Raw genomic sequence first — 23,620 nt, forward strand, 5'->3', positions numbered from 1 at the left:
GTCGACGCCGCCGATCCCCTCACCGGCGAGGACCCGGTCCGCGGCGGGCGGGTCTGTGGCGGGCCGGTCCGCGGGGGAGGAGCCGGTCGTCGGCTGCGCGGGGTCGACGGGGTCCGCGGAGGAGGGGCTCGAGGAGCGGCGGTCGGAGGCGCCGGATCCCGCACCGGGAGCGGAGGGGTCCGCAGTCGGCGCCGCATCCTCCGCGGGCGAGGCGGCGGTCGGCGTCGACACCGCTTCCGGGGCGGTCATCGCCTCGGGCGCGAGTGCGGCGGAGGCGAATACCACGGAGAGCACGAGGGTCGTCGTCGGGACGAACGCGGCGAGAGCGCGGGTGGTGCGGGTCACGGACGGTCCAGTTCTGCGGGCTCTGCGATGCGCCCGCCTGTGATTACTACCAGGAGCGCGAAGTGCTCTGCACCCCCGCTTCCGGGTGGAGTGCCGCGGAGCGCGCCAGCGGGCTCGGCCCTGCTCGTGCGCCCACCTCCTCGACGAGGCGGCGCTGAGCCGGATCGATCAGGCGACCGATCTCCTTCTCGGGGAGCGCCTGCGGGGGAGCGGCTGTTCCTTCCCGCCCGCGGAGATCGACGTGACGGCGCTCCCGCCCAGGCCCGGCACGTCCTTCGGCATCTGGAGCCCTGAGCCGCGCGCCTCGAGCCCGCACTCGCCCTGCGCCTCGGATGATGTGCCGCACATGCAGAGGAGGGAGCGCCCGCGGGCACTCCCTCCTCCGTCACGACCGGTCGACCGGCCGCCGTGCGCTCAGCAGACGCGGGCCGGGTAGGCCACCGTCTGCGCGAGGGTCTCGGAGCCCGCCGTGGCGGTCACCGTCACCTGGCTGCCCGGCATGCTCGCCAGGCGGGTGGTGAACGCGGCCGATCCGCTCGCGCCCGCGGCCACCGCGGTGACCGTCTTCGAGCCGTAGGCCGAGGCCATCGCGACGTCGATCGGAGCGGTGCCGCCGTTCTTGGCGAGGACAGTCAGCACCGCCTTCCCGGCGACGCAGCGCGACGTCACGGTCACCGGCACCGTCAGCGCCGGGGCGGCCGCCTCGGGGACGACGATCTCGCCGATCTTGAGGAACGAGCCCGGCGTGGAGAAGGTCAGCTTCACGCCGGTGGCCGAGACCGCCGCGAACGGGATCGTGGTCAGCGTGCCGTTCGCCGCCGGAGCGACGTTCTGCGCGGTGGTCGGCTTCCAGGTGCCGTCCTCGGCGCGGTAGGCCACGCTCACCGACGCCAGGGTGCCCTCGGTGTTGGTGAAGGTGAGCCCGGCGACGCGGTGCGCCTCGGTGTTCGTCAGCATGAACTCGGCGCTGCCGGCGAAGGTGCCGTCGGTCCAGGTCGACCAGGGGGTGCTCACGTTGCCGTCGCAGGCGTTCTTCGCGGGGAGGGTCGCGTACTTCGTCTGGCTGAACGACGCCGAGACCGCGGCTCCGGGGACGCGGCAGACGTTCGTCGGCGGCGCGGTGCCCCAGATCTGCACCTCCGAGACCGACTGCCACGTGTTCGCCGCGCTGGTGAGGTGCAGGCGGAGGCCCGTGGTGTCGGGCAGGGAGGACAGGTCGAGGATCGCCGTCGGGGCGGATCCGGTCGCGGCCTGGCTGAGGGTGGTGGCGACGGAGGAAGTCGTCCATGCGCCGTTCACCTGGTACTCGACCTCGATCCTCGACGGCCAGGTGGCGGTCGCACCGTCCTTGTAGGTGCTGACCGTGACCGAGTCGAGGTTCTGCGCCGCGCCCCAGGAGAAGGAGAGGCGGCTGTCGCGCGGGTAGCCGGATGAGGACCAGTCGTCCCAGCCCTTGCCCTTGACGTCGCCGTCGATGAGCTTGCCGGCGAGGTCCGTGCGGCTCGAGACCGCGACCGAGGCTCCGGGAGCGAGGTTCGCGATGCCCGGCTCCGCCACCTCGATCGTGCGGGTGAAGCGGCGGCCGGAGGAGAACCCGGCGTCGGCGGCGAGCGTGCCCGTCACCTGCACCGTGCCGAGCTCGGCGGGGCCGGGGGCGGCCCAGGTCACGTCGACTTCGCGGGTCGAGCCGTTGCTCGCGACCGAGACCGTCGAGGGGAGCGCGGCGGCGATGTCGGCGCCGCGGCGGACCTGCTTCGGCAGACGGGCGTCCACGACCGACCAGACGCCCTCGCCGACCCCCTTGTCGTCCCAGTAGGAGAGGTTCCAGCCGGATCCCCAGCGCGCCGGGTCCTCCTGAGCCGGGTTCCGCATCTCGAGGCGGCCGTTCTCACCGACCGTCATCGGGAGCCAGACGTAGGTCGAGTCCGACTTGCCCTCGTTCCACCGGTCGCCCATGTAGACGTACTTCCCGGGAGCGAGCGTGAGGACGTTCGTCGACTGCGAGCCGAAGGTCGTCTTGCGGGAGTCGCCGATCGAGAGCAGGCCGTCGCCGCCCTCCGGGATCGCGTTGTAGGCGACGTTCTCGTCGGCGTCGCCCTTCTCGACTCCGCGGGTCCACGCGCCGAGGATCGAGTCGGCGGTGTAGTAGGTCTGCGGGTTCGGCGCCCAGCCGGTCGCTCCGGAGGCGATCGTGTAGTACTTGCCGCCGTTGGCGAAGATCGCGGGCGCCTCGAGGTGTCCGCACTCCTTCACGATCTGGAAGTCGGTGCCGCGCACCGGTGCTCCGGCCGCACCGTCGGCGAAGACGTAGGGGTACGTCCCGTCGGCCGAGTACTGGTTCGCGTCGAGGGTGTCGGTCGTGGTGGTCCGCTCGACGTTGGTGTAGTCGGCGTCCAGCTTCGCCACGTAGAGCGAGTAGTTCTCCTCGGAGGAGTAGGAGATGTACGCGGTGCCGTCCTCGTCCTGGAAGACGGTCATGTCCCGCGCCTGCCCGGGAACGGCGGAGGTGGTGCAGGCCTTGTAGTCCGTGCGGTTGTAGAGGCGGTAGACGCCCTGGAGCGTGAAGGGCCCGGTCGGGCTGTCCGAGACGGCGACTCCCGCCATCGAGCGCGCGTAGGTGCTGCCGCCCGGCGTGGTCCGGCCGTCGGAGTGCCACCACATGACCCACTTGCCGGTCTTCTCGTTGAAGAGGACCTTGGGGCGCTCGAAGATGGCGGTGTTCGGCGAGGCCTGCGTCGTGTCGAGGTGGTAGTCGAGCTCCGCGATGCGGTCGGCGCGAGGGGCTCCGGAGTCGTCGACGGTGTCGTAGAGCGCGTCGAAGTAGGGGGCCTCGAGGTCGGCCGGAGCCGAGACGCTGCGCAGCGCGGTGCCCTTGTTCTCCCAGTTGTGGCCGTCGGTGGAGCGGTAGACCGCGACTCCGGGGCTGTTCCAGTAGCCCTTCGTGCGGTCCTCGCCGTACCAGTACTGGACCTGCTGACCGCCCTCCTCGACGGTGACGATCTGGCCGCCGTGCGCCTGGATGTGGCGGCCGTCGGTGTCGTACCAGTAGGGCTGGAAGTAGCCGGCCGCGGTGCTGCCCGGGTCCTGGACCGCCGGGTAGTCGGTGTAGGTCACGGGCGTCGAGGTGCGCGGCACTCCGTCGTCGGGATCCGTGGCCACGGCGGCCGAGGCCGACTGCGCTCCTGTCCCCAGGAGTGCTGCGACGAGCAGCGCGGCCACCGCCGCGGCGGCCGTTCGTGGTCGAGACGTCATGCTGTGCTCCTTTGCACCGGGGACTTCGCGCATGTTCACGCAAACATCAGGCTTCCACGAGGGTCTGATGACGTCAACATCCTGATCGACCGACGGCCGGGCGTCGGACGGCCGCCCGGGCTCCGTCTTGGCCGCTCAGCGCTCCGGCGCGAACGCCCCGCCCGGGCCGAAGGCGAGCTCCGCGAACCGGCGGCCGATGAGCTCGTGCGCTTCCGGATCCGGGTGCAGGCCGTCCGGGAGCGGGAGCCGCTGGGCGTCGTCCGGCCCGTAGAGCGCGAGCCCGTCGAGCAGTCGCAGGTCCGGGTCGTCGGAGCGCGCGGCGACGACCTCGGCCAGCGCCTCGCGGACGATCCGCAGGGTCAGCCGTCCGTTCGCGGTGTCGCCCGGGTCGCCGGTCGCGACGAAGCGCGGCGCCCCGGTCGTGAAGGACGCGGGATCGACGTCGCCCGGCCCCGGCGTGTCCTCGTGGATCCCGCAGAAGAGCGGAGTGACGAGGAGCAGCGGCGTCGCGGGATGGCCCTCGCGGATCGTGTCGAGGAAGCCGTGCACCGCCGGCACGAAGGTGCGGCGGCGCATGCCGTCGAGGTTCACGAGGTTGATGCCGAGCGCGACACTGATCAGGTCGGCAGGAGTGTCCCGCATCACGCGAGCGGTGAAGGGGTCGACGAGTGCGCTCCCGCCGAAGCCGAGGTTCACCAGGCGGGCGCCGCTCGCCCGGGCGGCCACGGCCGGCCAGATGCCCGAGGGGCGCGCCGCGTTCGAGCCCTGGCTGATCGAACTGCCGTGGTGCAGCCAGACGGGGCCGGAGAGCGGCGCGGGTTCGAGCGGTGCGTCGGAGCGCAGGGCCACGAGGTCCACCGCCTCGTTGTGCGGGAGGAGCAGCTCCACGCGAGACGGCCCGGCCGGGAGGTCGAGCCCGACCGTGTCGAGAGGTCCGGGGAGGAGGGCCCGGTCACCGGTCGCGAGGTCGAATTCGATCGCGTCGCCTCCGGTGAGCGCGTGGGAGGCGGTCATCTCGCCGTCGACGACCGCGTCGACTGCGCCGCGCGGCCGGGGCAGCCCCCGATAGGCGACCCGTGTCGCGTGCACGTCGAGCTCGATCCGTCGCGCCTCGGTGACGAAGGAGATCCGGACACCCGAGGGCTGCGCCTCCATCAGCAGGAGCTGCGCATCCGCATCGCGCTCGCGGACCGCGCGGGGGAGGCGGTGCGGCCGGACTCCGCGGGGCACCTCCTCCAGCTCGATCGCGCCGTGGACGAGCCGTTCGGTGAGGGGTGTGCTGATCATGCGGGGATGTCCTTCCGGCGGGTCCAGTGGCTGAAAAGAAAGTGCAGGCAGGCGAGGAGCTCGCTCCACGACTGCGCGGGGGTCGGGCTGCTGTGCGCGAAGCTCCCGAGCCGTTCGAGGGTGAGGAAGCCGTTCAGAGCGGCGCCCGTCACTCGGACGGCGTGCACCCGGTCCTCGGCGGGGATCGCGTAGCCGAGGAGGACCGCATCTGTGAGCTGCACGACGCGGCGGGCGGCCGGGGCGGCGACCGCGTCCGGCCCCGCAGTGCGCTGCAGCGACTCCCACAGGCCCGGCCGCTCGCGCGCGAAGGAGCGGTGGGCGTCGGCGAAGCCGTCCAGCGCCTCCCGGGCGGAGCGTCCGGCGATCGCGACGGCGATGCGGTCGGACAGCTCGTCGAGGGCCAGGACCGTGACGCCGTCGCGGAGTGCGGCGAGATCGCGGACGTGCGTGTAGAGGCTCGGCGTCTGCACCTCGAGCGAGCGGGCGACGGCGGCCAGGGTCACGGCGGCGAGACCATCGGCGTCGGCGATCGCGGCGGCGCGATCGATGACGGCGGAGCGGGTGAGGGAGCGACGGGGCACGCGTTGATCCTAATACCCCTAGGTTTTCACATATGGACATTCGGAAGCTCCGACGCCCGAACCGCGATCGCCCCCGAGCCGGAGGGCTCGAGGCGATCGAACGTGCGGTGCGGCCTAGCCGCCGACCGCCTGGCGAGCGCTATCGAGCCCGCTCAGTTCTTCCGGATATCGATCTCAGGGCTGCGAGGATCTCGCGCGCTCGAGGATGGCCGCGATCACGGCGGACTTCGCCTCGGCGTAGTCGTTCCCGTCCTCCCAGCGCCGGAGGAGGAGAGACGCCTTCGTGCTGCGGTAGAGCTCGCGGTCGGCCGGGTCGGTGCGCAGCCGGTCGCGCAGGAGGAGGTACGCGTCGATCGCGGGATGACCCTCCTCGTAGATGTGGACGTGGGCGTCCCGTCCGGGCGTGCGGACGAGCCGGTGCCCGGGCTCGCGGGTGCGCAGGACGTAGCCGGCCGCGAGCAGCGGCGCGACGTGGTCCTCCTCCGCCGTGACGTCGGGCACGACGACCAGCACGTCGACGATCGGCTTCGCGGGCAGGCCCGGGACGGAGGTCGAGCCGATGTGCTCGACCCGCACGCCCGGGACGGCCTCGAGGATGCGCCGCCGGTGCTCCTCGAACAGGGCGGACCACTCGGGGTCGTGCTCGTGCAGGGCGAGCTCGAGCGGCTCCGGTCCGCCGGCGAGCTCGACGGAGACGACGTCGGGGCGGCGGGGGGAGCGGTGCGGAGTCACCGGGTCATCCTGCCAGGGGTGCCGCAGGGCGGGTGCGGTTCACTGGAGCGGTGAGCACCCTCCTCGTCACCGCGCACCCCGACCGCGACTCCCTCACCGCCGCCCTCGCCCGGCGGCTGCGGGACGAGCTCGGCCCCGACGGAGTGGAGACGGCCGACCTCGACGCCGAGCGCTTCGACCCGCGGTTCGGCGCGGCCGACCGGGACCGCTACCGCGGTGTCGGCCCGGTTCCCGACGACGTCCTCCGCGAGCAGCGCCGGCTCGACGGCGTCGACCACCTCGTGCTCGTCTTCCCCGTCTACTGGTGGTCGATGCCCGCGCTGCTGAAGGGCTGGATCGACCGCGTCTTCCTCGCCGGCTGGGCCTTCGACATCGACCCCGTCCACGGCACGCAGCGCAGGCTCGGCGCTCTGACCGTCCACCTCGTCCTCGTCGCGGGGGACTCCGCCGGGACCTACGAGCGGCACGGCTACGAGCAGGCGCTGCTGATGCAGATCCAGCACGGGATCATCGACTACTGCGGAGCCCGGCGCGGCGCAGCCGTCTTCGTCCACGAGTCCGAGCGCGAGGACGACGCGAGCCGCAGGGCGGCGGTCGAGGACGCGGTCGAGCGGACCGTGGAGGCCATCAGGGCTGATCCGCCTGCAGCGCTCCGGTGACGAGGGCCTGCACGAGGGTGTCGGCGTCGTAGTCCGGATCGTGGGCGGCGCCGATGCAGAGGTTGCCGATGCCCTTGAGGAGCATGTAGCCGCTGAGACTCGACGCCGGGATCCGGGCGGGTCGTGCCGCCTCGAGCAGGTCGCCGCAGACGGGGACGAGCCGCTCCACGAAGTAGGCGTGCAGGGCGTCGGATCCGGCGCTGTCGCCCTGGAGCGCACCGGCGAGGCCGTGCTTGGTCACCAGGAGGTCGACGAAGTGGGCGACCCAGGCCCGGAGGGCTGCCTCCGGGGTCGCGCTGTCGGCGAGCAGCCGTGGGCCCGCCTCCGCGCAGGCCTCGACCTGGTGGCGGTAGACGGCGACCACGAGCTCCGAGCGGGTCGGGAAGTGCCGGTAGATCGTCCCCATGCCGACGCCGGCCTCCGCCGCGATCTCGCGGACCGGCGCGTCCACGCCGGAGGCCACGAACACCGTCGCCGCGGCGGCGAGCAGGGCGTCGCGACTCGTCCGCGGTCGGCCGGGCGTGCGGGGCACACGGTCGCTCATCGGTCCTCCTTGCTTTTCGGAGCGGCGCTCCGTAATTTCTCCGAGCGCAGCTCCACCACGTTCCGGAGCAGTGCTCCGCAATGTTCCGGAGCAGCGCTCCGACGATTGTGCCAGAGCGCCGCCCCCCAGGAAGGACCCTCGTGCCCACTCCGCTCCTCGACTCGTCGACCCCCGGTGTGCACCGCCCGATGCGCGCGGTCCGCACGGCCGAGCGCGACCCCTCTCGATCCGTCGCGAACGGCCCGTCGCCGAGGGGCGGACGGGCCGCCCGCGACGGAGGAGCGGAGCGGGTCCTGCCGTCAGCGCGGGGCGCGCAGCCCGGCGAGCGGGCCGTCGTGCAGCGGCTCCGTCTCCCAGCGGACGCGGGCGGTGCGGTCGGGAGCGAGCTCGACGTGCAGGCGGTGCGGGGTCTCGAGGAACACGACGTCGACCAGGACTCCGTCGCCCGAGGGTCCGGCGCTCGCCGCGAACGGCCCGTCGACGGTCCAGGCTCCCGCGCCGGGCGTCACCGTGAAGCGCTCGTCGCCCTCGGTCAGCGCGAGCGTCCAGCCGCCCTCGTCGGCCGTCACCTCGACGGCGTCGGGCCACGATCCGACCGGCGTGTAGCTCCCGGTCGCGGGGGAGGCGCCCTCGAGCGGGGGCAGGGCGAGCTCCGACAGCCGGTCGGCCAGCCGGGCGTCGGCCTCCGCCGTGGACCCGCGGCCGACGGCGGGGAGCAGGTGCTCCCAGGCGAGCGCGAGCAGCGTCTGCGTGTCCGAGGTCTGGCCGGTCAGCGCGATCACGAGCTCGCGCTCGGGCACGATCAGGCTGAACTGCCCGTACGCGCCGTCCGCGCGGTAGCCGTGCAGCGACCGCCAGAACTGGAAGCCGTAGCCCTGCTGCCAGTCCGGTCCGCCGTCCTCGTGGGTCGGGACGTGGGCGCGGGACGCCTCGGCGACCCACTCCGGCGAGAGGATCCGCCGGTCGCCCCAGCGCCCCTCCTGCAGGTACAGCAGTCCGAGCGCAGCTGCCGCCTCGGTGGTGGCGTGCAGCCCGCTGTAGCCGAGCTCGCGCCCCGAGTCGTCGCGATGCCAGGCGACCTCGCCGATGCCGAGCGGATCGAGCAGGCGCGGGCGCAGGTAGTCGGTCAGCGACTGCCCGCTCACGCGCTGCACGATCGCGGCGGCGGCGAAGGTGCAGGGCTGGTTGTAGGCGAAGACGCTGCCCGGCTCCTGCTCCGGCGGGAGGAGGAGGAAGCCGCGCACCAGGTCGGCCGGGTCCGTCTCCTCGGCACGGTCGATCGTCTCGGCGGAGTGGCCGCTCGCCATCGCGAGGACGTGGCGGACGCGGACCGCACGCGAGCGCGGGTCGGTGATCTCGTCGTCGAGCTCGGGGAAGTACGAGAGGACGGTGGCGTCCAGGTCGACCAGGCCCTCGGCGACCGCGAGGCCGACGGCGGTCGCGGTGAAGCTCTTGCTCAGCGAGTAGAAGAGGTGCAGCCGCTCGGCCGAGTACGGCGCCCACCAGCCCTCGGCGACCACGTCGCCGCCCTGCACCACCATCAGCCCGTGCAGCTCGACGCCGGGAGCGGCCTCGACCCCTTCGACGAAGGCCAGCACTCCCTCGGCGTCGACGGAGCGGGCGGACGGGGTGCTTCTCGGCAGTGAGCGCGTCATCCTCCGATGCTACGACCGGCGCGGCGCCGCCTCCGCCCGGGGGCAGGAGGCGGCGCCGCCTAGGCGGTCGGCTCGGCGGGGAAGGGCCCGAGGCCGAGCAGGAAGCGGAGGATCGCGTCGGCCGGCACGCGCAGGGCGGGGCCGGAGCTGAGCTCCCACTCCGCGTCGGTCGGAGCGAGGGTGCGACCGCGGACGGCGGCGCGGATCGCGAGCGGCGCGCGCTGCAGGCGGTCCAGGGCCACCCCGCCGGTGATGCGGGAGGAGAGGGCGAGCGGCTCGGGGGAGAGGGCGAGCTCGACGCGGACGACCTCGACCAGCTCGGCGACCGAGCGGGGACCCGCGCCGGCGCGGCGAGCGGAGGCGAGAGCGGCCAGGGCCGGGGCGATCTCGGCGGGAGGAGGAGGGGAGGAGGCCTCGCGGGCGCCCATCCGCGTCGCGAGGCGCTGGCCGGTGCTGCTCGAGAGCCGCACGACGAGCTCTCCGAGCAGGGCGTCCCGGGAGACGGCACTGGCCGCCTCGCCCTCCGTGGTGGAGGGGGAGGCGGCCAGGACGGCGAGGCGGTCGAGCCTCTCGGCGACGAGGGGGCGCCAGTCGTTGCTGACGCCCGTCTCGTCGACCGAGGGCCCGGTGCTCAGCGGCAGGAACCGCGACCAGTCGGGCACGACCGCAGGGCCTAGCGTCCGCCCGAGCGGCGCTTGTTGTAGACGTCGAAGGCGACCGCGAGCAGGAGCACGAGGCCCTTGACCGCCTGCTGCCACTCGATGCCGATGCCCATGATCGACATGCCGTTGTTCAGGACGCCGATGATGAGGCCACCGATGATCGCGCCGCCGATGGTGCCGACGCCGCCCTGGACCGCCGCGCCGCCGATGAACGCGGCCGAGATGGCCTCGAGCTCGAAGCCGTCGCCCGCCTTCGGGCCGGCGAGGTTGAGTCGCGCGGTGAAGACGAGGCCGGCCAGCGCCGCGAGGACGCCCATGTTGACGAACAGCCAGAAGGTGACGTTGCGGGTCTTGATGCCGGACAGCTCCGCGGCGTGCAGGTTGCCGCCGATCGCGTAGACGTGGCGGCCGAAGACGGAGCGGTTCATGACCACGCCGTAGATCAGGACGAGCACGGCGAGCACGATCAGGGTGACCGGGATGCCCTTGAAGGTGGCCAGCGCGAAGGAGAAGGCCGCGATCACGACGGAGACGAGGACGAGCTTGGTGACGAACCAGGCGCCCGGCTCGACGCTCTGCGCGTACTTCTGGCGGCCGCGGCGGGTGCGCACGGACTGCACGGCGAAGGCGACGATCGCGAGCGCGCCGATGACGAGCGACAGCGGGTCGAGGTCGGTCTCGCCGAACAGGTCGGTGAGGAAGCCGTTGCCCAGCGCGCGGTACTCGGTCGGGAAGGAGCCGATGTTCGCGTTGCCGAGGACGACGAGCGCCAGGCCGCGGAAGATCAGCATGCCCGCCAGGGTCACGATGAACGCCGGGATTCCGACGTAGGCGATCCAGAAGCCCTGCCACGCTCCGACCAGGGCGCCGATGAGGAGGGAGAGGATGATCGACAGCCACCACGGGAGACCCATGTTGACCGCGAAGACGCCCGAGATCGCTCCGACGAACGCCGCGACCGAGCCGACCGAGAGGTCGATGTGCCCGGCCACGATGACCATCACCATGCCGATGGCGAGGATCAGGATGTAGCCGTTCTGGACGATCAGGTTCGAGATGTTCTGGGGGCGGAGGAGGATTCCGCCGGTCATCACCTCGAACAGCAGCACCACCACGATGAGGGCGATGAAGATGCCGTTCTTGCCGAGGTCGCCCAGCACGTGGCTGAGGCGCTTCGTGAAGGCGTTCTCGGTGGGCTTCACCTGCGCACCGGCCGCGGTGGACGGTTCGTTCTGCAGATCGGTCATCGTTGCTTCTCCTGGGTCATGAGGGTGAGGACCGCCTCGGGCGTCGCCTCGGCGATGGGCAGCTCGCCCGTGATCCGGCCCTCCGACAGCGCGTAGACGCGGTCGCAGATGCCGAGCAGCTCCGGCAGCTCGGAGGAGATGACGATGATCCCCTTACCCTGCGCCGCGAGCCGGTTGATGATGGTGTAGATCTCGTACTTCGCACCCACGTCGATGCCGCGGGTGGGCTCGTCGAGGATGAGGACGTCCGGGTCGGAGTAGATCCACTTCGACAGGACGACCTTCTGCTGGTTGCCGCCGGAGAGCTTCCCGGTCTTGGCGAGCACGGTCGGCGACTTGATGTTCATGCTGCCGCGGTACTCGTTGGCGACCTCGAACTCGCGGTTGTCGTCGACGAGTCCGCCGCGGGCGACCTTGTCGAGCGACGCGAGCGAGATGTTCCGCTTGATGTCGTCGATGAGGTTGAGGCCGTAGTGCTTGCGGTCCTCGGTCGCGTAGGCGAGCCCGTGGGCGATCGCCTCCGAGACGTTGCGGATCTTGATCTCCTTGCCGGCCTTGAAGACCTGGCCGGAGATGCGGCTGCCGTAGGAGCGGCCGAAGAGGCTCATCGCGAACTCGGTGCGCCCGGCGCCCATGAGCCCGGCGATGCCGACGATCTCGCCGCGGTGCACCGTCAGGTTGACCTTGTCCACCATGACGCGGGTCGGGTCCTGGGGGTGGTGGGCCGTCCAGTCGACCACGCGCAGGATCTCCTCGCCGATGTGCGGCGTGTGGTCCGGGTAGCGGTGGTCGAGGTCGCGGCCGACCATGTCCTTGATGATGCGGTCCTCGGTGACGTCGTCGTGAGCGATCGTCTCGATGGTCTTGCCGTCGCGGATGACCGTGACGGTGTCCGCGATCTTCTTGATCTCGTTCAGCTTGTGGCTGATGATGATCGACGTGATGCCCTGCTCCTTGAGGTGCAGGATCAGGTCGAGCAGGTGGTCCGAGTCCTCGTCGTTCAGGGCCGCGGTGGGCTCGTCGAGGATGAGCAGCTTGACCCGCTTGGAGAGCGCCTTCGCGATCTCGACGAGCTGCTGCTTGCCGACTCCGATCTCCATGATCTTGGTGGTCGGGTTCTCGCGCAGACCCACGCGGGCCAGCAGCGCCGCGGCCTCCTGGTTGGTCTTGTTCCAGTCGATCAGGCCGCCGAAGCCGCGCACCTCGTTGCCGAGGAAGATGTTCTCCGCGATGGAGAGGTAGGGGCTGAGGGCCAGCTCCTGGTGGATGATGACGATGCCCTTCGCCTCCGAGTCGCGGATGCTGGAGAACTGCATCACCTCGTCCTCGAAGACGATGTCGCCCTCGTAGGTGCCGTGCGGGTAGACGCCCGACAGGACCTTCATCAGCGTCGACTTGCCGGCGCCGTTCTCCCCGCAGATCGCGTGGACTTCGCCGCGCTGTGCGTTGAGCGTGACGTCCTGGAGCGCCTTCACGCCCGGGAACGTCTTGGTGATGCCGCGCATCTCGAGGATGTTCGAGGTCACGCCGCCTCCCTTCCTTCGTAGTGGGGGAGGGCGCCCGGTGGGCGCCCTCCCGGGGTGTTCCTTCTCGGGTGAGGAGAGAGGACTAGCCGTTCACTTCCGCGTCGGTGTAGTAGCCGCCGTCGACGAGGACGGACTGGATCTGGTCCTTGGTGACGATGACCGGCTCGAGCAGGAAGGACGGGACGACCTTCTTGCCGTTGTCGTAGGTGTCGGTGTCGTTGACCTCGGGCTCGGTGCCCTCGAGCACGGCCTGGGCCATCTTCACGGCCTCCTTGGCGAGCTCGCGGGTGTCCTTGTAGATGGTCGCGTACTGCTCGCCGGCGATGATCGCCTTGACGGAGTCGAGCTCGGCGTCCTGACCGGTGATGATCGGGAAGTCGGAGCCGACGGTGTAGCCGGCGTCGGTCAGAGCCGAGATGATGCCGCGGCTGAGGCCGTCGTAGGGCGAGAGGACGCCCTGGACCTTGGAGCCGTCGGAGTACGTCTTGGTGAGGATGTCCTCCATGCGGCTCTGGGCGACCTCGCCGTCCCAGCGGAGCGTGGCGACGGTGTTGAAGTCGGTCTCGCCGGACTTCACGACGAGCGTCTTGTCGTCGATGTACGGCTGGAGGGTGTCCATCGCGCCGTTGAAGAAGAACGTGGCGTTGTTGTCGTCGGGGCTGCCGGCGAACAGCTCGACGTTGAACGGGCCGGCGGGGGCGTCGGCGGCCTTCGCGCCGGTGAGGTCGGTGAGACCGAGGCCCGCGAGGAGCGAGGTGGCCTGCTGGACGCCCACCTTGTAGTTGTCGAACGTGGCGTAGTAGTCCACGTTCTCGGAGTCGCGGATGAGGCGGTCGTAGGCGATGACGGGGATGTCGTTGGCCTTGGCCTCCTCGAGCACGCTCGTGAGGGTGGTGCCGTCGATCGAGGCGACGATCAGGGCCTTGGCGCCCTTGGTGATCATGTTCTCGAGCTGCGAGACCTGGGTGGGGATGTCGTCCTCGGCGTACTGCAGGTCGACCTTGTAGCCGGCCTCCTCGAGCTGCGACTTGACGTTGTTGCCGTCAGCGATCCAGCGCTCGGACGACTTGGTCGGCATCGCGACGCCGACGAGGCCGCCGTCGCCGGATCCCGAGCCCGAGCCGCCACCGGTTCCGGAGGAGCAGGCGGCGAGGGAGAGGATCATCGCTCCGCCGGCGATGCCGGCGATGAGAGCGCGCTTCATTGTGGTCACTGTGATTCCTTCGTCATTGAATGCAGTGGATGCAGGGCCGCCCTCGGGATCGGGGCGGAGATGTGATGCCATGTGAGCGATCACATTGCGTCATGCTAGACCCGACGGCGCCGTTCGTGTCAACGCGCACGTCTCGACTCGGTAACGGGACACCCGCGGCGCGTCGTCCGCTCTCGGAGCGGTGCTGTCAAGGGTCCCCGGCCCCGGAAGGGAGCCGGAGCCGTCGGCGTTGCGTCCAGCACTGTCGAAAGGACGCACACCATGACGAAGACCTGGTTCATCACCGGCGCCTCGAAGGGCTTCGGCCGCGAGTGGGCCGAGGCGGCGCTCGAGCGCGGCGACTCGGTCGCCGGGACCGCCCGCCGGATCGAGACCCTCGACGCCCTCGTCGAGGAGTACCCGGACACGTTCCTCCCGCTGACCCTCGACGTGACCGACCGCGAGGCCGGCTTCGCCGCCGTGCAGGCCGCGGCCGACCGGTTCGGCCGACTGGACGTCGTGATCAACAACGCTGGCTACGGGCACTTCGGCATGATCGAGGAGCTCACCGAGGAGGAGTTCCGCGCGCAGCTCGAGACCAACGTCTTCGGCGCCCTCTGGGTCACCCAGGCCGCGCTGCCGATCCTCCGCGAGCAGGGCTCGGGCCACATCGTCCAGGTGTCGAGCATCGGCGGCATCAGCGCGTTCCCCTCGATCGGCGCGTACCACGCGTCGAAGTGGGCGCTCGAGGGCTTCACCCAGTCGCTGGCCGCCGAGGTCGCCGGCTTCGGGATCCACGTGACCCTCGTCGAGCCCGGCGGGTACTCGACCGACTGGTCCGGTCCCTCCGCGTCGCGCAGCGAGCCGATCGCCGCGTACGACGAGGTCCGGGAGGCAGCGAGCCGACGCCCCTCCGCCGCTCAGCAGGGCGACCCGCGGGCCTCGCGCCTCGGGATCCTCGCGGTCGTGGACGCGGACGAGCCGCCGCTGCGGATCTTCTTCGGGCGCGCGCCGCTGGGCATCGCGACGGCGGACTACGAGTCGCGCCTCGAGACCTGGAAGCGCTGGAACGACGTGTCGATCGCCGCTCACGGCGAGTGATCCCGGGCGGTCGCGGCGCGAGGGCGTCGCGGCCGCCGGTCAGCGCGAGGCGGTGACGCTCGCGCTCCGGGGGACGGCCGTGGATCCGCGGACGACCAGCTGCGGAGCGATCGGCGCCGCCTTCTCCGGCCGGTCGCCCTCGATCAGGCTGAGCAGTGCGGCCACGCACCGGCGTCCGAGCTCCACGAAGTCCTGGCGGACGCTGGTCAGCGGCGGCCAGTAGAACGCCGCCTCGGGGATGTCGTCGAAGCCGATGACGCTGACGTCCTCCGGCACGCGGACCCCGCGCTCGTGGAACGCGCTCATCAGTCCGAGCGCCATCTGGTCGTTCCCCGCGAACACCGCGGTGAAGTCGAGGAAGCGCGAGAGCTCGAGGCCCACGCGGTGGCCGTGCTCGGCGCTCCAGTCGCCGAGCAGCGGCGGGCGCAGCGGGATCGAGCGGTGGTCGAGCTCGGCGAGGTAGCCGCGCATCCGCGCCTCGGCCTCGATCCAGTCCTGCGGGCCGGCGAGGTGCACGATCTCGGTGTGCCCGAGGTCGATCAGGTGCCCGGTGGCGATGCGGGCGCCGGCCATCTGGTCGACGTAGAGCGCGTCGTCGCGGTCGTCCTCGCTCGTCTGCAGCGTCACGTGCGGGATGCGCAGCGCGACTCCGGACAGGATGTCGAAGACGCGGATCTGCGGGGCGACGACCACGAGGCCCTCGACCGCCTGGTTGAGCAGATGCCGGATCCCGGCCTGGATCGACGCGCCGTCGGTGCCGTCGACGTTGGCTGTGACGACGAGGTAGCCCGCGTCGCGCGCCGCCACCTCGATGGCCTGGATGCTGGAGGCCGGACCGTACTGCAGGCTCTGCGAGGACAGCACGCCGACGGTGCGGGTGCGGCTGGTGACCAGTGCCCGCGCGGCGAGGTTGGGGCGGTAGTCGAGCTCGGCCATGACCTCGAGCACGCGCTTCTTCGTCTCGGCGCGGAGGCTCGGGTGGTCGTTCAGGACCCGGGAGACGGTCTGGTGCGAGACGCCGGCCGCGCGGGCGACGTCGTAGATGCTCGGCGCCCGCGACGCGGGCTTGTCTTCCGGCATCGGGCACCGCGGCTCTCTGTGATCGGCGCCTCCGACGCAGGACCGGGGCGCCCTCACGGGCGGCTCGCCCGTCCGCGGGCGCGTGTGAGCACACTTTACGTCCCTCGGCGCGGGGGCCTGCACACCGACGGAACCTCGACGGCTCGGACGGGTGCCGCTCCCGGATCGGTCGGACGTTCCGGCACCGCTGGTGCGGGCGCGCCGGAACGACGCGATCCGCGCCTCCGCCCCGCGGTCGTCGCAGCGGGTGGTCGACGCGGTCGGGTCAGCCGTCGAAGACCTCGGCCGAGGCGAAGGCCGCATCGGAGCGGAGCACGGCGACGAGGTCCGCGGGACAGTCCTCGAAGGCCGTCCTCTCCGGACCGGGAGGCGTGTGTGCTCGGACGTCGACGACGGATCCCTGGGGCGCGACGGCGTCGGGCGATCACAGGCGCTGCCCTGCGGTCCGGGGTACTTTCCCGCGTGTGAACGACAGCGACGAGAAGTCCGGGAGAGGCTGGCGCATCGATCTCGGCGAGCCGCCGGAGAGCGTGTCCGGCGATGTCGTCGACGCTCTCGATAAGGTGTCCGCGGAATTCGCGGCATTCCGGAGCGGGACTTCCGGCGAGGGCGGAGAAAGGGCCGCGGCCCTCCGCGGAGCCGCCCGACTCGGGGCCGGAGAGCACCGGCTCGCCGTCGCCTCGGGGCTGACGCGGGAAGGCGTCCGCGCCTTTCTCGCGGGGGGATGACAAGCCGTCGGAGAGGCGGTTCCCCCGTGCCTCGACAAGCCGGCGCCGAAGGAAGAGAAAGGCCTCGAGAAGGCGCGGCATCCGGAGAGATCGGAGACGACGAATGGACGACGAGGAGTGGGCTCGGTACCTTCTCGCGATGAAGCGCCGAGCACCGACGGATCAGGACGGCGCGACCGCGGAACGCGGTGACGCGACGGTGGCGGCCGTCCTGCGGGAGCTCGACGGGGTCGATCCGTACGGACTCGAGCCGGGTCGCGAGGACGGCGCTCCCCGCGACGAGTACGCGTCTGAGGCGGCCCCGATCGCGAGCATCCTCCTGCGCCGAGGACGGATCACCGGCGAGGAGCTCGACGCCGTCTGGCGGTTCTGGTTCGGCGAGCCGCTGAGCGCCCTGCTCGGCGACGGCTTCGCCCCGCTCCTGGCGCGGCTCGACCGGCTCGCTCCTCCCTCGGCGGAGGACTGACGGGCGTCGGGTTCCGGCGGCGGACCGGCCGCGATCCCGGCGTCCCGTATCGCTCCGCCCAGCTCGGCCCAGCTCCGCCTAGCTCCGCCTAGCTCCGCCTAGCTCCGCTCGCGGAAGAAGCGGATGAGCTCGCGCAGGGCCGGGAGCGTCGCGCTCTCGGCCTCGGCGTCGTCGAGGTCGTCGAAGGAGGTGCGGAGCCCGGCGGCGTCGGCGTCGGCGGCGGACTCGAACGCCATCGACCACTCCGGGAACAGCCGCTCCCGGATCGGCTCCTCGAGGAGGGTGCGCAGCTGCGCGTGGCGCTCGTCGGCGGCGATGACGGCCATCCGCTCGCGCAGGACCGCGTCCGGCCCCTCGAGCACCTGGAGGAATCGGCCGTCGCGGTGCAGGAGCATGCCGGTCAGGCCGAGGCGCTCGTTGTTCGCGCGGCATTGGGCGAGCAGCGCGGGGAGGTCGGCGTCCGTGAAGCCGGCGGAGGTGCGGCTGGAGTAGACGAGGGAGAGCATGGCGTCCGTTCCGGGTGGGGGAGGCGGGCGCCTCCGCTCCCAGTGGACCACCGACAGCGCCTCCCGCACGGCCACTTCCGCCGGCGGCGGCAGGCTGCTAGAGCTAGCCGACCGTGATCGGAGCGGCGGACGGACGGGTGCCCTGCCGCATCCAGACGAAGAAGCCGACCAGGGTGAACGCGCCGTAGAAGACGTACATCAGCCCCGACGCGTAGTAGCCGGCCGAGAACAGCAGCGGCACGCCGACCAGGTCGACGGCCACCCAGATGAGCCAGAACTCGGTCCAGCCCTTCGCCATGCCGTAGGTGGCGAGGACGGAGCCGACGAAGATCCACGCGTCGCTCCAGACCGGCTCGTAGGAGCCGAGCGCGCGGAACACCGGGGTCAGCACCGCGGTGCCGCCGACCATCCCGAGCACCAGCAGGCCGCGGGTGCGCCACGACGCCCAGCGCGGCTCGATCAAGGTGGTCGAGTCGTCGGGGCGGTGGGTCCACCGGTACCAGCCGTAGACGCTGACCAGGATGAACATCACCTGCCGCCCGGCCTGGCCGAGCAGGTTGACGGGGTTGGGAGTGCCGAACAGGGCGCCCATGAAGACCGTGAACAGCAGCACGTTGCCGATGAGGCCGACGGGCCAGGCCCAGACCTTCCGCCGCATCCCGCCGAGGGCGCTGAGGAGCCCGAAGACGTTGCCGATGACCTCCCGCCAGAGGACGGTCTGCTCGCCGATGACGATCTGCGCGTCGAATAGCCAGTGCACGAGGTCCACGAGGCCTTCTTCCTGAGTCGGGATGCCGGGTGGTGCAACCCTGCCCCATCCCGGGCCATTCCCGTCGCGGGCTGATGAGGGCGCCGCGCTCGAACCACGCTGGATCCCGCTCCGGGGCGGGGAGCGCGACCGGCGCCCCGCTGTGCCGCCGCGACCGTAGGCTGGCGGGATGACGTCCCGGGTGCGACTCCTGCTGGCCTCGTCGCACCCCGGGCCGACCGTGACGGTCACCGTGCTGGCGACCGTGATCGCGGCGGCGTCCGGGCATCCGCTCGGGCAGGTCGTGCTGGTGGCGCTCGCCGTGCTGCTCGGGCAGCTCTCGATCGGGCTCGCGAACGACTGGATCGACGCCGACCGCGACCGCGCGGTGGGGCGCACCGACAAGCCGGTCGCGCAGGGGCTGATCGGCGTGGGCGCCGTCCGCGCCGCCGCACTGGGGACGGCGGCGGCCGCCGTGGTGCTCTCGCTGCTGCTCGGACCGGTCGCCGCGGTCGCGCACCTGGTGCTGGTCGCCGCGGGCTGGGCCTACGACGCGGGGCTCAAGCGCACGGTCTGGTCGGTCGCTCCCTTCGTGGTCGCCTTCGGGCTGCTGCCGGTGGTGGCGGTCGCGGCGGGCGACGGCCGGCTCCCCGCCTGGTGGGCGATCGCGACCGGCGCCGTGTTCGGCATCGCGATCCACTGCACGAACGTGCTCCCCGACCTGGTCGACGACGAGGCCACCGGGGTCCGCGGCTTCCCGCACCGCCTCGGCCTGCGGCTCTCCGGAGTCGTCGCCTTCGGGTCGCTGGTGGTGGCCGCGCTGCTCGTGCTCGTCGGACAGCTCGTCGGCGACCAGCCGGTGCGCGGGACAGGCGTGGTGCTCGCGGTGATCGGGACCCTCGCGGTGGTCGTGCTCGCCGCGGCGGGCATCCGCCTGGTGCTGACCGGTCCGCCGACGCGCACCCTGTTCCGGCTGGTGATCGCGGCCTCGCTCGTGCTGGTGGTCGAGCTCGGGCTGGCGGGCGCGCGGCTGGTCGGCTGACCGGCCGCCCTCAGGACCAGCGCATCGCGTAGACGCGGGCGAGCAGGTCCGAGGTCGGCAGGGCGAGGGCGGTGCGGAGGAACGCCTCGCGGCCGCGGTGCGCGAGCGAGCCGAGCGGGCGTCCGAGGGCCATGTTCGCCTCCGCCTGCCGCGCCGCGCGCCGGGCCGCGGTGGTGCGCCGCCGGGCGAAGCCGGGCCAGGGGCCGGCCTCGCCGCGGCGCACGGCACCGGCCAGGAGCGGGGCGAGCTCGGCGGCGTCGAGCCAGCCGAGGTTCATGCCCTGCCCGCCGATCGGACTGATCTCGTGCGCGGCGTCGCCGATGAGCACGACGCGGCCGACGCCCATCCGCTCGGCCTCGCGGCGCCGCACCTGGAAGCCGCTGAGCATCGTGCAGGTCTCCGGGTCGGCGTCGGCGCCCGTCCGGTCGCGGACAGCGGCGGCCAGGGCGAGCGCGGCCTCCTGGTCGGGGGCCTCCTCGGGCCGCCAGGCGGGGGCGCCGAGGGAGCGGTCCGGGCCGCTCAGGGCGACGTACCGGCGCCGACCGCCCGGGAGCGGGAAGGACTCCACCACTCCGGCCGGACCGACGTCGACCAGCGCGGTGCCGGTGAGACCGCCGGGCTCGGGGTCGGCGAAGTCGCCCATCACGTAGCGGTCCGGGTAGTCGCGGCCGGTGGTGCGGATCCCGAGCAGATCGCGGACGGTGCTGCGGGCGCCGTCGGCCCCCACGACGAAGGCGGCGCGGACGGAGACCGGCTCGCCGCCCGGTCCGGTGCCGGTCGCCTCGACGGTCGAGCCCCGACGGAGCAGGCCGGTCAGCGCGACCCCGGGGCGCAGCGCGTCCGGGGCCGCCGCCTCGAGGCTCTCGCGGAGGATCGCCTCGGTGCGGTGCTGGTCGAGGGTGACGACGTAGGGGTGCGTCGCGGAGGCGCGCGCGAACGAGAGCGTGCCGAGGGTGCGGCCCCGGCTGCGCGCGACGCCCTCGCGGACCCGGGTGGCCTCGGCCAGCACGGGAGCATCGGCGCCGATCGCGGCGAACGCGTCGAGCGACGGCGGATGGATGCCGATCGCCCGCGAGCCGCTCGGCACCGAGGAGCGCCGCTCCCACACCTGCACGTCCACTCCGGCCCGCGCCAGGAGCGCGCCGAGCAGCAGTCCGACCGGACCGCCGCCGACCACGAGCACGTCCGTCTCCGCTGTCACGGGTCGAGCCTAGGGAGCGGCGGCGCGGCGGGCGAGGGGGTGCGCTCGACCGCCGCGCGTGCTCAGGGTGCGAGCGGAGGCGTCAGAGCGCGTCGACAGCGGCGAGGATCTCCTCGGTCTCCGTGCGCGTCGTGTAGTCGACGTGCACGTCCGCCGTGCGGACGATCCGGTCGGCGTCGACGACCAGGACGGTCGGGTACGGGACGGCCGGGGTGTCGTCGGCGTTGCTGTCCTTCACGGCGAAGCCGAGCGCGGTGTGCGCCTCCTGCGCGTCGCCGCTGGGGGCGGTGACGATGCCGAGAGCGCTCGCGAGCGTGTTGCCGGGGTCGGAGACGACGGTGAAGCCCAGGTCGCCGTTCGCGACCGCCGCGCGCGACCCGTCGGGGGTCTGCGGGCTGATCGCGACGAGGGCGACTCCGCGCGACGCGAGCTCGGGGGCGAGGGTCTCGTTGTAGTGCTTGAGCGTGATGTTGCAGTACGGGCACCAGGCTCCGCGGTAGAAGACGAGGACGGCCGGGCCCGCGCCGAGGACGTCCGCGAGGTCGACGGTGTCGCCGTCGACGGTCACGACGGAGGCGGCGGGGAGCGCGTCGCCGGCGGTGACGGCTCCGCTCGGGGCGCCGGCGGCGACGAGGTCGTCGCGCTCGCCGGAGAAGACGGCGGCGAGCTCGGGGCCGACCGTCTCGTCGAAGCCGACGGTGAACTCGTCGAGCTGGGTGCGGACGGAGGTGCTGGTCATCGGAAGTCCTTCGGTCGTGACGGTCGTGTTCCCCCGTCCGGGAGCCTAGGCATGCGGGGGACCGGGCGCCGGGCGCCCGTCACGCGGCGTCACACGACGGCCGACGCGTGTCGGCCGGCGTGCGTGGGGCCCGGCCCCGTCGCTCCGTCATTCCGGGGCGACGACCAGCTCGCCGCCGGCGGAGCGCGAGACGCACGGCATGATCCAGCGGTCCTGCTCCTCGGGGGTCAGCACCAGGTCGCGGTGCTCCGCCGTCCCGCCGACGAGGCGCAGGCGGCAGGTGCCGCAGGTGCCCGACTCGCAGGAGGAGTCGACGTCGATCCCGGAGGAGCGGAGCGCGGTGAGGAGCGAGCGGTCGGCCGGGACCTCCACGACGGCTCCGGTCGGCTCCCAGACGGCGGCGAAGGGGACGGCCCGGTCGCCGACGGCGTCGACGCCCGCGAAGTCCTCGACGTGGATCCGGCTCGGGCGCCAGTGCATCGTGAGGGCGAGGACCTCGTCGATCAGCGCGGACGGACCGCAGCAGTAGATCCGGGCGTCGTCGTCGGGCTCGGCGACGAGCGGCCAGAGGTCGAGCCGGCCGTGGATCGCACTGTGGTGCACGAGGGAGCCGTCGGCGGAGAACTCGTCGAGCCACGCGGTGTCCTCGGGGGTGCGGCTGAGGTAGACGACCTGCACGGCCGAGCCCTGCGCCCGGAGCTCGGCGGCCATGGCGCGGATCGGGGTGACGCCGATCCCGCCGGCGATCAGGAGGTAGCGGGCGGCGGGCCGGAGGGCGAAGGTGTTCGCGGGCGGCGCGGAGGAGAGGACGTCGCCGACGCGGACGTCGTCGTGGAGGCTCCGCGATCCGCCCCGACCCCCGGGCTCGCGGCGCACCGCGATCGCGTAGTGCGACGGCTCCGCGGATCCCGGCTCGACGAGGCTGTAGCTGCGGCGCTCGCCGGAGGGGGTCGTGAGCGTGAGGTGCGCGCCGGCGGAGTAGCCGGGCAGCGGGGCGCCGTCCTCGCTCCGCAGCACGAAGCGGGTGACGGCCGGGGTGAGCGCCTCGCGCTCGGCCACCACGAGCCGCAGCTCAGCCACGGAGCACCAGCTCGTCGCCCACGCCGAGCGTGCCGCCGTCGAGGACCTCCGCGTAGACGCCGAGGAGCTCGTGGCCGTAGGTCTCGTGCAGCAGGCGGGGGACGGGCAGGTCGCGCCGACCGGTGCCCGGCTCGACCTCGGTCGCGGCGCACCGCTCGGTGGCCTTCGTGATCCGCAGCCGCAGCCCGCCCGCGGTGAGCTCGCGGCCGAGCAGCTCGAGCTCGCTCCACGCGGGCAGCCCCTCGAGGTGGATGTTCCCGCGGAACCGCAGCGGATCGACGCTCCGGCCGGTGCGCTCGGCGAGGTCGCGGACACTCGCCAGGTTGATCAGCGAGACGTACTCCATCTCGACATCGGAGTTGTGGGCCGTGTCGGTGTAGCGGCGCCCCGCGTCCTGGGCGATCACGGGCTCGACGCCGGGCGGCAGGTCGAGCACGCGGGCGGCGAAGGAGCGCAGTGCGGCCCGTCCGTCCTCCGCGCCGAGGTCGGCGGAGAGGACCCGGTGGCCGCGGACGTCGACGGTGAGCACTCCGCTGTCGGGGTCGAGGTGCGTGGTCAGGCCGGCGAGGCGCGCCTCGGCGACGAGCACGAAGTACTCGCGCTTGGAGATGCCGTGCCGCATGCCGGGCCGGTAGGCGCCGCCGGGGCGGGCGAGGGCGATCGTGCGGTCGAAGGGGACGCCGCGGCCTGTGGTGAGCTCGACGCGGGGGAGCGGCTGCGGGGTCAAGCCCTTCACCGGGTAGACGAAGAGGCCGTCCACGCGTGTCGTCATGCCCCCCATCCTGGCGCATCGCCGGGGAGCCGGCAGGGCCGTCGCGGCGCAGCGGAGCGCGAGGAACGGACGCGGCGCCGTGCGGATCCTGCGAGGCCGGGCGGAGGGATCCGCTCCGGCGGGCCTCGTCAGTACTGGAGGGAGAGGCCGACCAGGGGCGGGACGACGAGCGCGCCCAGCTCGACGATCGCGACGCTCGCGCCGACGCCGAGCGTGACGGCCGAGAGCAGCCGGGCGCGGTCCTTCCGCGCGACGCCGATGACGCCGACGATCGCGGTCGCCGTCGCGAGCACGAGCATCGTGACCCCGAGGGCGGCGAAGAGCGCCCCGATCTGCGTGGTGTCGAAGCCGCCCTGGAACGCGAGGACCGGGATGGCCGTGGTGAGCGCGGTCCGCCCGATCTGCGCGAGGACGAGGACGATCGCGAGGACGAGGCCGACGATGCCGACGACGTCGCGGGGCCGGGGCTGGGGGG

23 protein-coding genes and 1 pseudogene are annotated in these 23,620 nt (G+C 72.6%); 5 read left to right on the forward strand and 19 right to left on the reverse strand.

Annotated features, from left to right (window positions below):
- From C5C35_RS16000 to C5C35_RS16025, 5 genes and pseudogenes are all read right to left on the reverse strand, one after another.
- A pseudogene (locus tag C5C35_RS16000) lies at positions 1 to 345 on the reverse strand (hypothetical protein); the annotation flags it as partial.
- A 414-nt stretch (positions 346 to 759) separates the two neighbouring features.
- Positions 760 to 3,597, reverse strand: coding sequence for a discoidin domain-containing protein (locus C5C35_RS16010; protein WP_104227389.1), 2,838 nt, complete (start codon positions 3,595 to 3,597; stop codon positions 760 to 762).
- A 135-nt stretch (positions 3,598 to 3,732) separates the two neighbouring features.
- Entirely contained in the window at positions 3,733 to 4,884 is a 1,152-nt protein-coding gene (locus tag C5C35_RS16015) for a GDSL-type esterase/lipase family protein (protein ID WP_104224975.1), read from the reverse strand.
- On the reverse strand, positions 4,881 to 5,465 hold the full coding sequence (locus C5C35_RS16020) for a TetR-like C-terminal domain-containing protein (protein ID WP_104224976.1): 585 nt from the start codon (positions 5,463 to 5,465) through the stop codon (positions 4,881 to 4,883). The genes C5C35_RS16015 and C5C35_RS16020 overlap by 4 nt, the downstream gene beginning before the upstream one ends.
- A gap of 174 nt (positions 5,466 to 5,639) precedes the next feature.
- On the reverse strand, positions 5,640 to 6,197 hold the full coding sequence (locus C5C35_RS16025) for a GrpB family protein (protein ID WP_104227390.1): 558 nt from the start codon (positions 6,195 to 6,197) through the stop codon (positions 5,640 to 5,642).
- A 50-nt stretch (positions 6,198 to 6,247) separates the two neighbouring features.
- Here C5C35_RS16025 and C5C35_RS16030 point away from each other — a divergent pair, with 50 nt between their 5' ends.
- Positions 6,248 to 6,856, forward strand: a complete 609-nt coding sequence (locus C5C35_RS16030; RefSeq protein ID WP_104227391.1) for an NAD(P)H-dependent oxidoreductase — start codon at positions 6,248 to 6,250, stop codon at positions 6,854 to 6,856.
- On the opposite strand, the gene C5C35_RS16035 is transcribed toward C5C35_RS16030, so the two are convergent.
- The 6 genes from C5C35_RS16035 to chvE form a co-directional block, all read right to left on the reverse strand.
- Complete coding sequence (locus tag C5C35_RS16035) at positions 6,825 to 7,400, reverse strand: TetR/AcrR family transcriptional regulator (RefSeq protein ID WP_104227392.1); 576 nt, start codon at positions 7,398 to 7,400, stop codon at positions 6,825 to 6,827. The genes C5C35_RS16030 and C5C35_RS16035 overlap by 32 nt on opposite strands.
- A gap of 299 nt (positions 7,401 to 7,699) precedes the next feature.
- On the reverse strand, positions 7,700 to 9,055 hold the full coding sequence (locus C5C35_RS16040) for a serine hydrolase (RefSeq protein ID WP_104227393.1): 1,356 nt from the start codon (positions 9,053 to 9,055) through the stop codon (positions 7,700 to 7,702).
- Between the two features lie 59 nt (positions 9,056 to 9,114).
- Complete coding sequence (locus tag C5C35_RS16045; RefSeq protein ID WP_104227394.1) at positions 9,115 to 9,717, reverse strand: hypothetical protein; 603 nt, start codon at positions 9,715 to 9,717, stop codon at positions 9,115 to 9,117.
- Between the two features lie 11 nt (positions 9,718 to 9,728).
- The gene (gene mmsB / locus C5C35_RS16050; RefSeq protein ID WP_104227395.1) at positions 9,729 to 10,964 is read right to left on the reverse strand and encodes a multiple monosaccharide ABC transporter permease; all 1,236 of its coding nucleotides are present in this window, start codon (positions 10,962 to 10,964) and stop codon (positions 9,729 to 9,731) included.
- Positions 10,961 to 12,490 (reverse strand): multiple monosaccharide ABC transporter ATP-binding protein, encoded by a 1,530-nt coding sequence (gene mmsA, locus C5C35_RS16055; protein ID WP_104227396.1) that lies wholly within the window; start codon positions 12,488 to 12,490, stop codon positions 10,961 to 10,963. Before mmsA ends, mmsB begins: the two co-directional genes overlap by 4 nt.
- An 82-nt stretch (positions 12,491 to 12,572) precedes the next feature.
- Complete coding sequence (gene chvE / locus C5C35_RS16060; protein WP_104227397.1) at positions 12,573 to 13,694, reverse strand: multiple monosaccharide ABC transporter substrate-binding protein; 1,122 nt, start codon at positions 13,692 to 13,694, stop codon at positions 12,573 to 12,575.
- 270 nt (positions 13,695 to 13,964) lie between these two features.
- Here chvE and C5C35_RS16065 point away from each other — a divergent pair, with 270 nt between their 5' ends.
- The gene (locus C5C35_RS16065) at positions 13,965 to 14,783 is read left to right on the forward strand and encodes an SDR family oxidoreductase (RefSeq protein WP_104227398.1); all 819 of its coding nucleotides are present in this window, start codon (positions 13,965 to 13,967) and stop codon (positions 14,781 to 14,783) included.
- A gap of 39 nt (positions 14,784 to 14,822) precedes the next feature.
- On the opposite strand, the gene C5C35_RS16070 is transcribed toward C5C35_RS16065, so the two are convergent.
- Positions 14,823 to 15,863, reverse strand: coding sequence for a LacI family DNA-binding transcriptional regulator (locus tag C5C35_RS16070; protein WP_104263569.1), 1,041 nt, complete (start codon positions 15,861 to 15,863; stop codon positions 14,823 to 14,825).
- Positions 15,864 to 16,327: 464 nt separating this feature from the next.
- On the opposite strand from C5C35_RS16070, the gene C5C35_RS16075 reads away from it, so the two are divergent.
- Together C5C35_RS16075 and C5C35_RS16080 are read left to right on the forward strand one after the other, a co-directional pair.
- On the forward strand, positions 16,328 to 16,591 hold the full coding sequence (locus C5C35_RS16075) for a hypothetical protein (RefSeq protein WP_104227400.1): 264 nt from the start codon (positions 16,328 to 16,330) through the stop codon (positions 16,589 to 16,591).
- Between the two features lie 139 nt (positions 16,592 to 16,730).
- A complete protein-coding gene (locus tag C5C35_RS16080; protein ID WP_146079020.1) occupies positions 16,731 to 17,057 on the forward strand; it encodes a hypothetical protein in 327 nt (108 codons plus the stop codon).
- A 98-nt stretch (positions 17,058 to 17,155) separates the two neighbouring features.
- On the opposite strand, the gene C5C35_RS16085 is transcribed toward C5C35_RS16080, so the two are convergent.
- Together C5C35_RS16085 and pnuC are read right to left on the reverse strand one after the other, a co-directional pair.
- Positions 17,156 to 17,563: a BLUF domain-containing protein gene (locus C5C35_RS16085; RefSeq protein ID WP_104227402.1), complete on the reverse strand. Its 408-nt coding sequence runs from the start codon at positions 17,561 to 17,563 to the stop codon at positions 17,156 to 17,158.
- Positions 17,564 to 17,666: 103 nt separating this feature from the next.
- Positions 17,667 to 18,332: a nicotinamide riboside transporter PnuC gene (gene pnuC / locus C5C35_RS16090; RefSeq protein WP_104227403.1), complete on the reverse strand. Its 666-nt coding sequence runs from the start codon at positions 18,330 to 18,332 to the stop codon at positions 17,667 to 17,669.
- 169 nt (positions 18,333 to 18,501) lie between these two features.
- Here pnuC and C5C35_RS16095 point away from each other — a divergent pair, with 169 nt between their 5' ends.
- Positions 18,502 to 19,353: a UbiA family prenyltransferase gene (locus C5C35_RS16095; RefSeq protein ID WP_104227404.1), complete on the forward strand. Its 852-nt coding sequence runs from the start codon at positions 18,502 to 18,504 to the stop codon at positions 19,351 to 19,353.
- A 10-nt stretch (positions 19,354 to 19,363) separates the two neighbouring features.
- On the opposite strand, the gene C5C35_RS16100 is transcribed toward C5C35_RS16095, so the two are convergent.
- The 5 genes from C5C35_RS16100 to C5C35_RS17080 form a co-directional block, all read right to left on the reverse strand.
- The gene (locus C5C35_RS16100; protein WP_104227405.1) at positions 19,364 to 20,554 is read right to left on the reverse strand and encodes an NAD(P)/FAD-dependent oxidoreductase; all 1,191 of its coding nucleotides are present in this window, start codon (positions 20,552 to 20,554) and stop codon (positions 19,364 to 19,366) included.
- An 82-nt stretch (positions 20,555 to 20,636) separates the two neighbouring features.
- A complete protein-coding gene (locus C5C35_RS16105) occupies positions 20,637 to 21,293 on the reverse strand; it encodes a peroxiredoxin-like family protein (RefSeq protein WP_104227406.1) in 657 nt (218 codons plus the stop codon).
- 147 nt (positions 21,294 to 21,440) lie between these two features.
- Complete coding sequence (locus C5C35_RS16110) at positions 21,441 to 22,373, reverse strand: PDR/VanB family oxidoreductase (protein ID WP_104227407.1); 933 nt, start codon at positions 22,371 to 22,373, stop codon at positions 21,441 to 21,443.
- Positions 22,366 to 23,145 (reverse strand): MOSC domain-containing protein, encoded by a 780-nt coding sequence (locus C5C35_RS16115; RefSeq protein ID WP_181134148.1) that lies wholly within the window; start codon positions 23,143 to 23,145, stop codon positions 22,366 to 22,368. Before C5C35_RS16115 ends, C5C35_RS16110 begins: the two co-directional genes overlap by 8 nt.
- A gap of 128 nt (positions 23,146 to 23,273) precedes the next feature.
- Positions 23,274 to 23,620, reverse strand: a 347-nt coding sequence (locus C5C35_RS17080) for a hypothetical protein (RefSeq protein ID WP_181134953.1), incomplete at its 5' end; no start/stop codon positions are given.

The sequence above is a fragment of the Rathayibacter sp. AY1F8 genome, from assembly GCF_002932165.1.
Classification (GTDB): domain Bacteria; phylum Actinomycetota; class Actinomycetes; order Actinomycetales; family Microbacteriaceae; genus Rathayibacter.

Excerpts from the sequence above, each read along its gene's own strand:
- C5C35_RS16065 (WP_104227398.1), top strand. The coding sequence starts at position 13,965 with ATGACGAAGACCTGGTTCATCACCGGCGCCTCGAAGGGCTTCGGCCGC.
- C5C35_RS16105 (WP_104227406.1), bottom strand. The coding sequence starts at position 21,293 with ATGACCAGCACCTCCGTCCGCACCCAGCTCGACGAGTTCACCGTCGGC.
- mmsB (WP_104227395.1), bottom strand. The coding sequence starts at position 10,964 with ATGACCGATCTGCAGAACGAACCGTCCACCGCGGCCGGTGCGCAGGTG.
- C5C35_RS16010 (WP_104227389.1), bottom strand. The coding sequence starts at position 3,597 with ATGACGTCTCGACCACGAACGGCCGCCGCGGCGGTGGCCGCGCTGCTC.
- C5C35_RS16035 (WP_104227392.1), bottom strand. The coding sequence starts at position 7,400 with ATGAGCGACCGTGTGCCCCGCACGCCCGGCCGACCGCGGACGAGTCGC.
- C5C35_RS16095 (WP_104227404.1), top strand. The coding sequence starts at position 18,502 with ATGACGTCCCGGGTGCGACTCCTGCTGGCCTCGTCGCACCCCGGGCCG.
- C5C35_RS16040 (WP_104227393.1), bottom strand. The coding sequence starts at position 9,055 with ATGACGCGCTCACTGCCGAGAAGCACCCCGTCCGCCCGCTCCGTCGAC.
- C5C35_RS16085 (WP_104227402.1), bottom strand. The coding sequence starts at position 17,563 with ATGCTCTCCCTCGTCTACTCCAGCCGCACCTCCGCCGGCTTCACGGAC.
- C5C35_RS16070 (WP_104263569.1), bottom strand. The coding sequence starts at position 15,863 with ATGCCGGAAGACAAGCCCGCGTCGCGGGCGCCGAGCATCTACGACGTC.
- C5C35_RS16015 (WP_104224975.1), bottom strand. The coding sequence starts at position 4,884 with ATGATCAGCACACCCCTCACCGAACGGCTCGTCCACGGCGCGATCGAG.
- C5C35_RS16080 (WP_146079020.1), top strand. The coding sequence starts at position 16,731 with ATGAAGCGCCGAGCACCGACGGATCAGGACGGCGCGACCGCGGAACGC.
- C5C35_RS16115 (WP_181134148.1), bottom strand. The coding sequence starts at position 23,145 with ATGACGACACGCGTGGACGGCCTCTTCGTCTACCCGGTGAAGGGCTTG.
- chvE (WP_104227397.1), bottom strand. The coding sequence starts at position 13,694 with ATGAAGCGCGCTCTCATCGCCGGCATCGCCGGCGGAGCGATGATCCTC.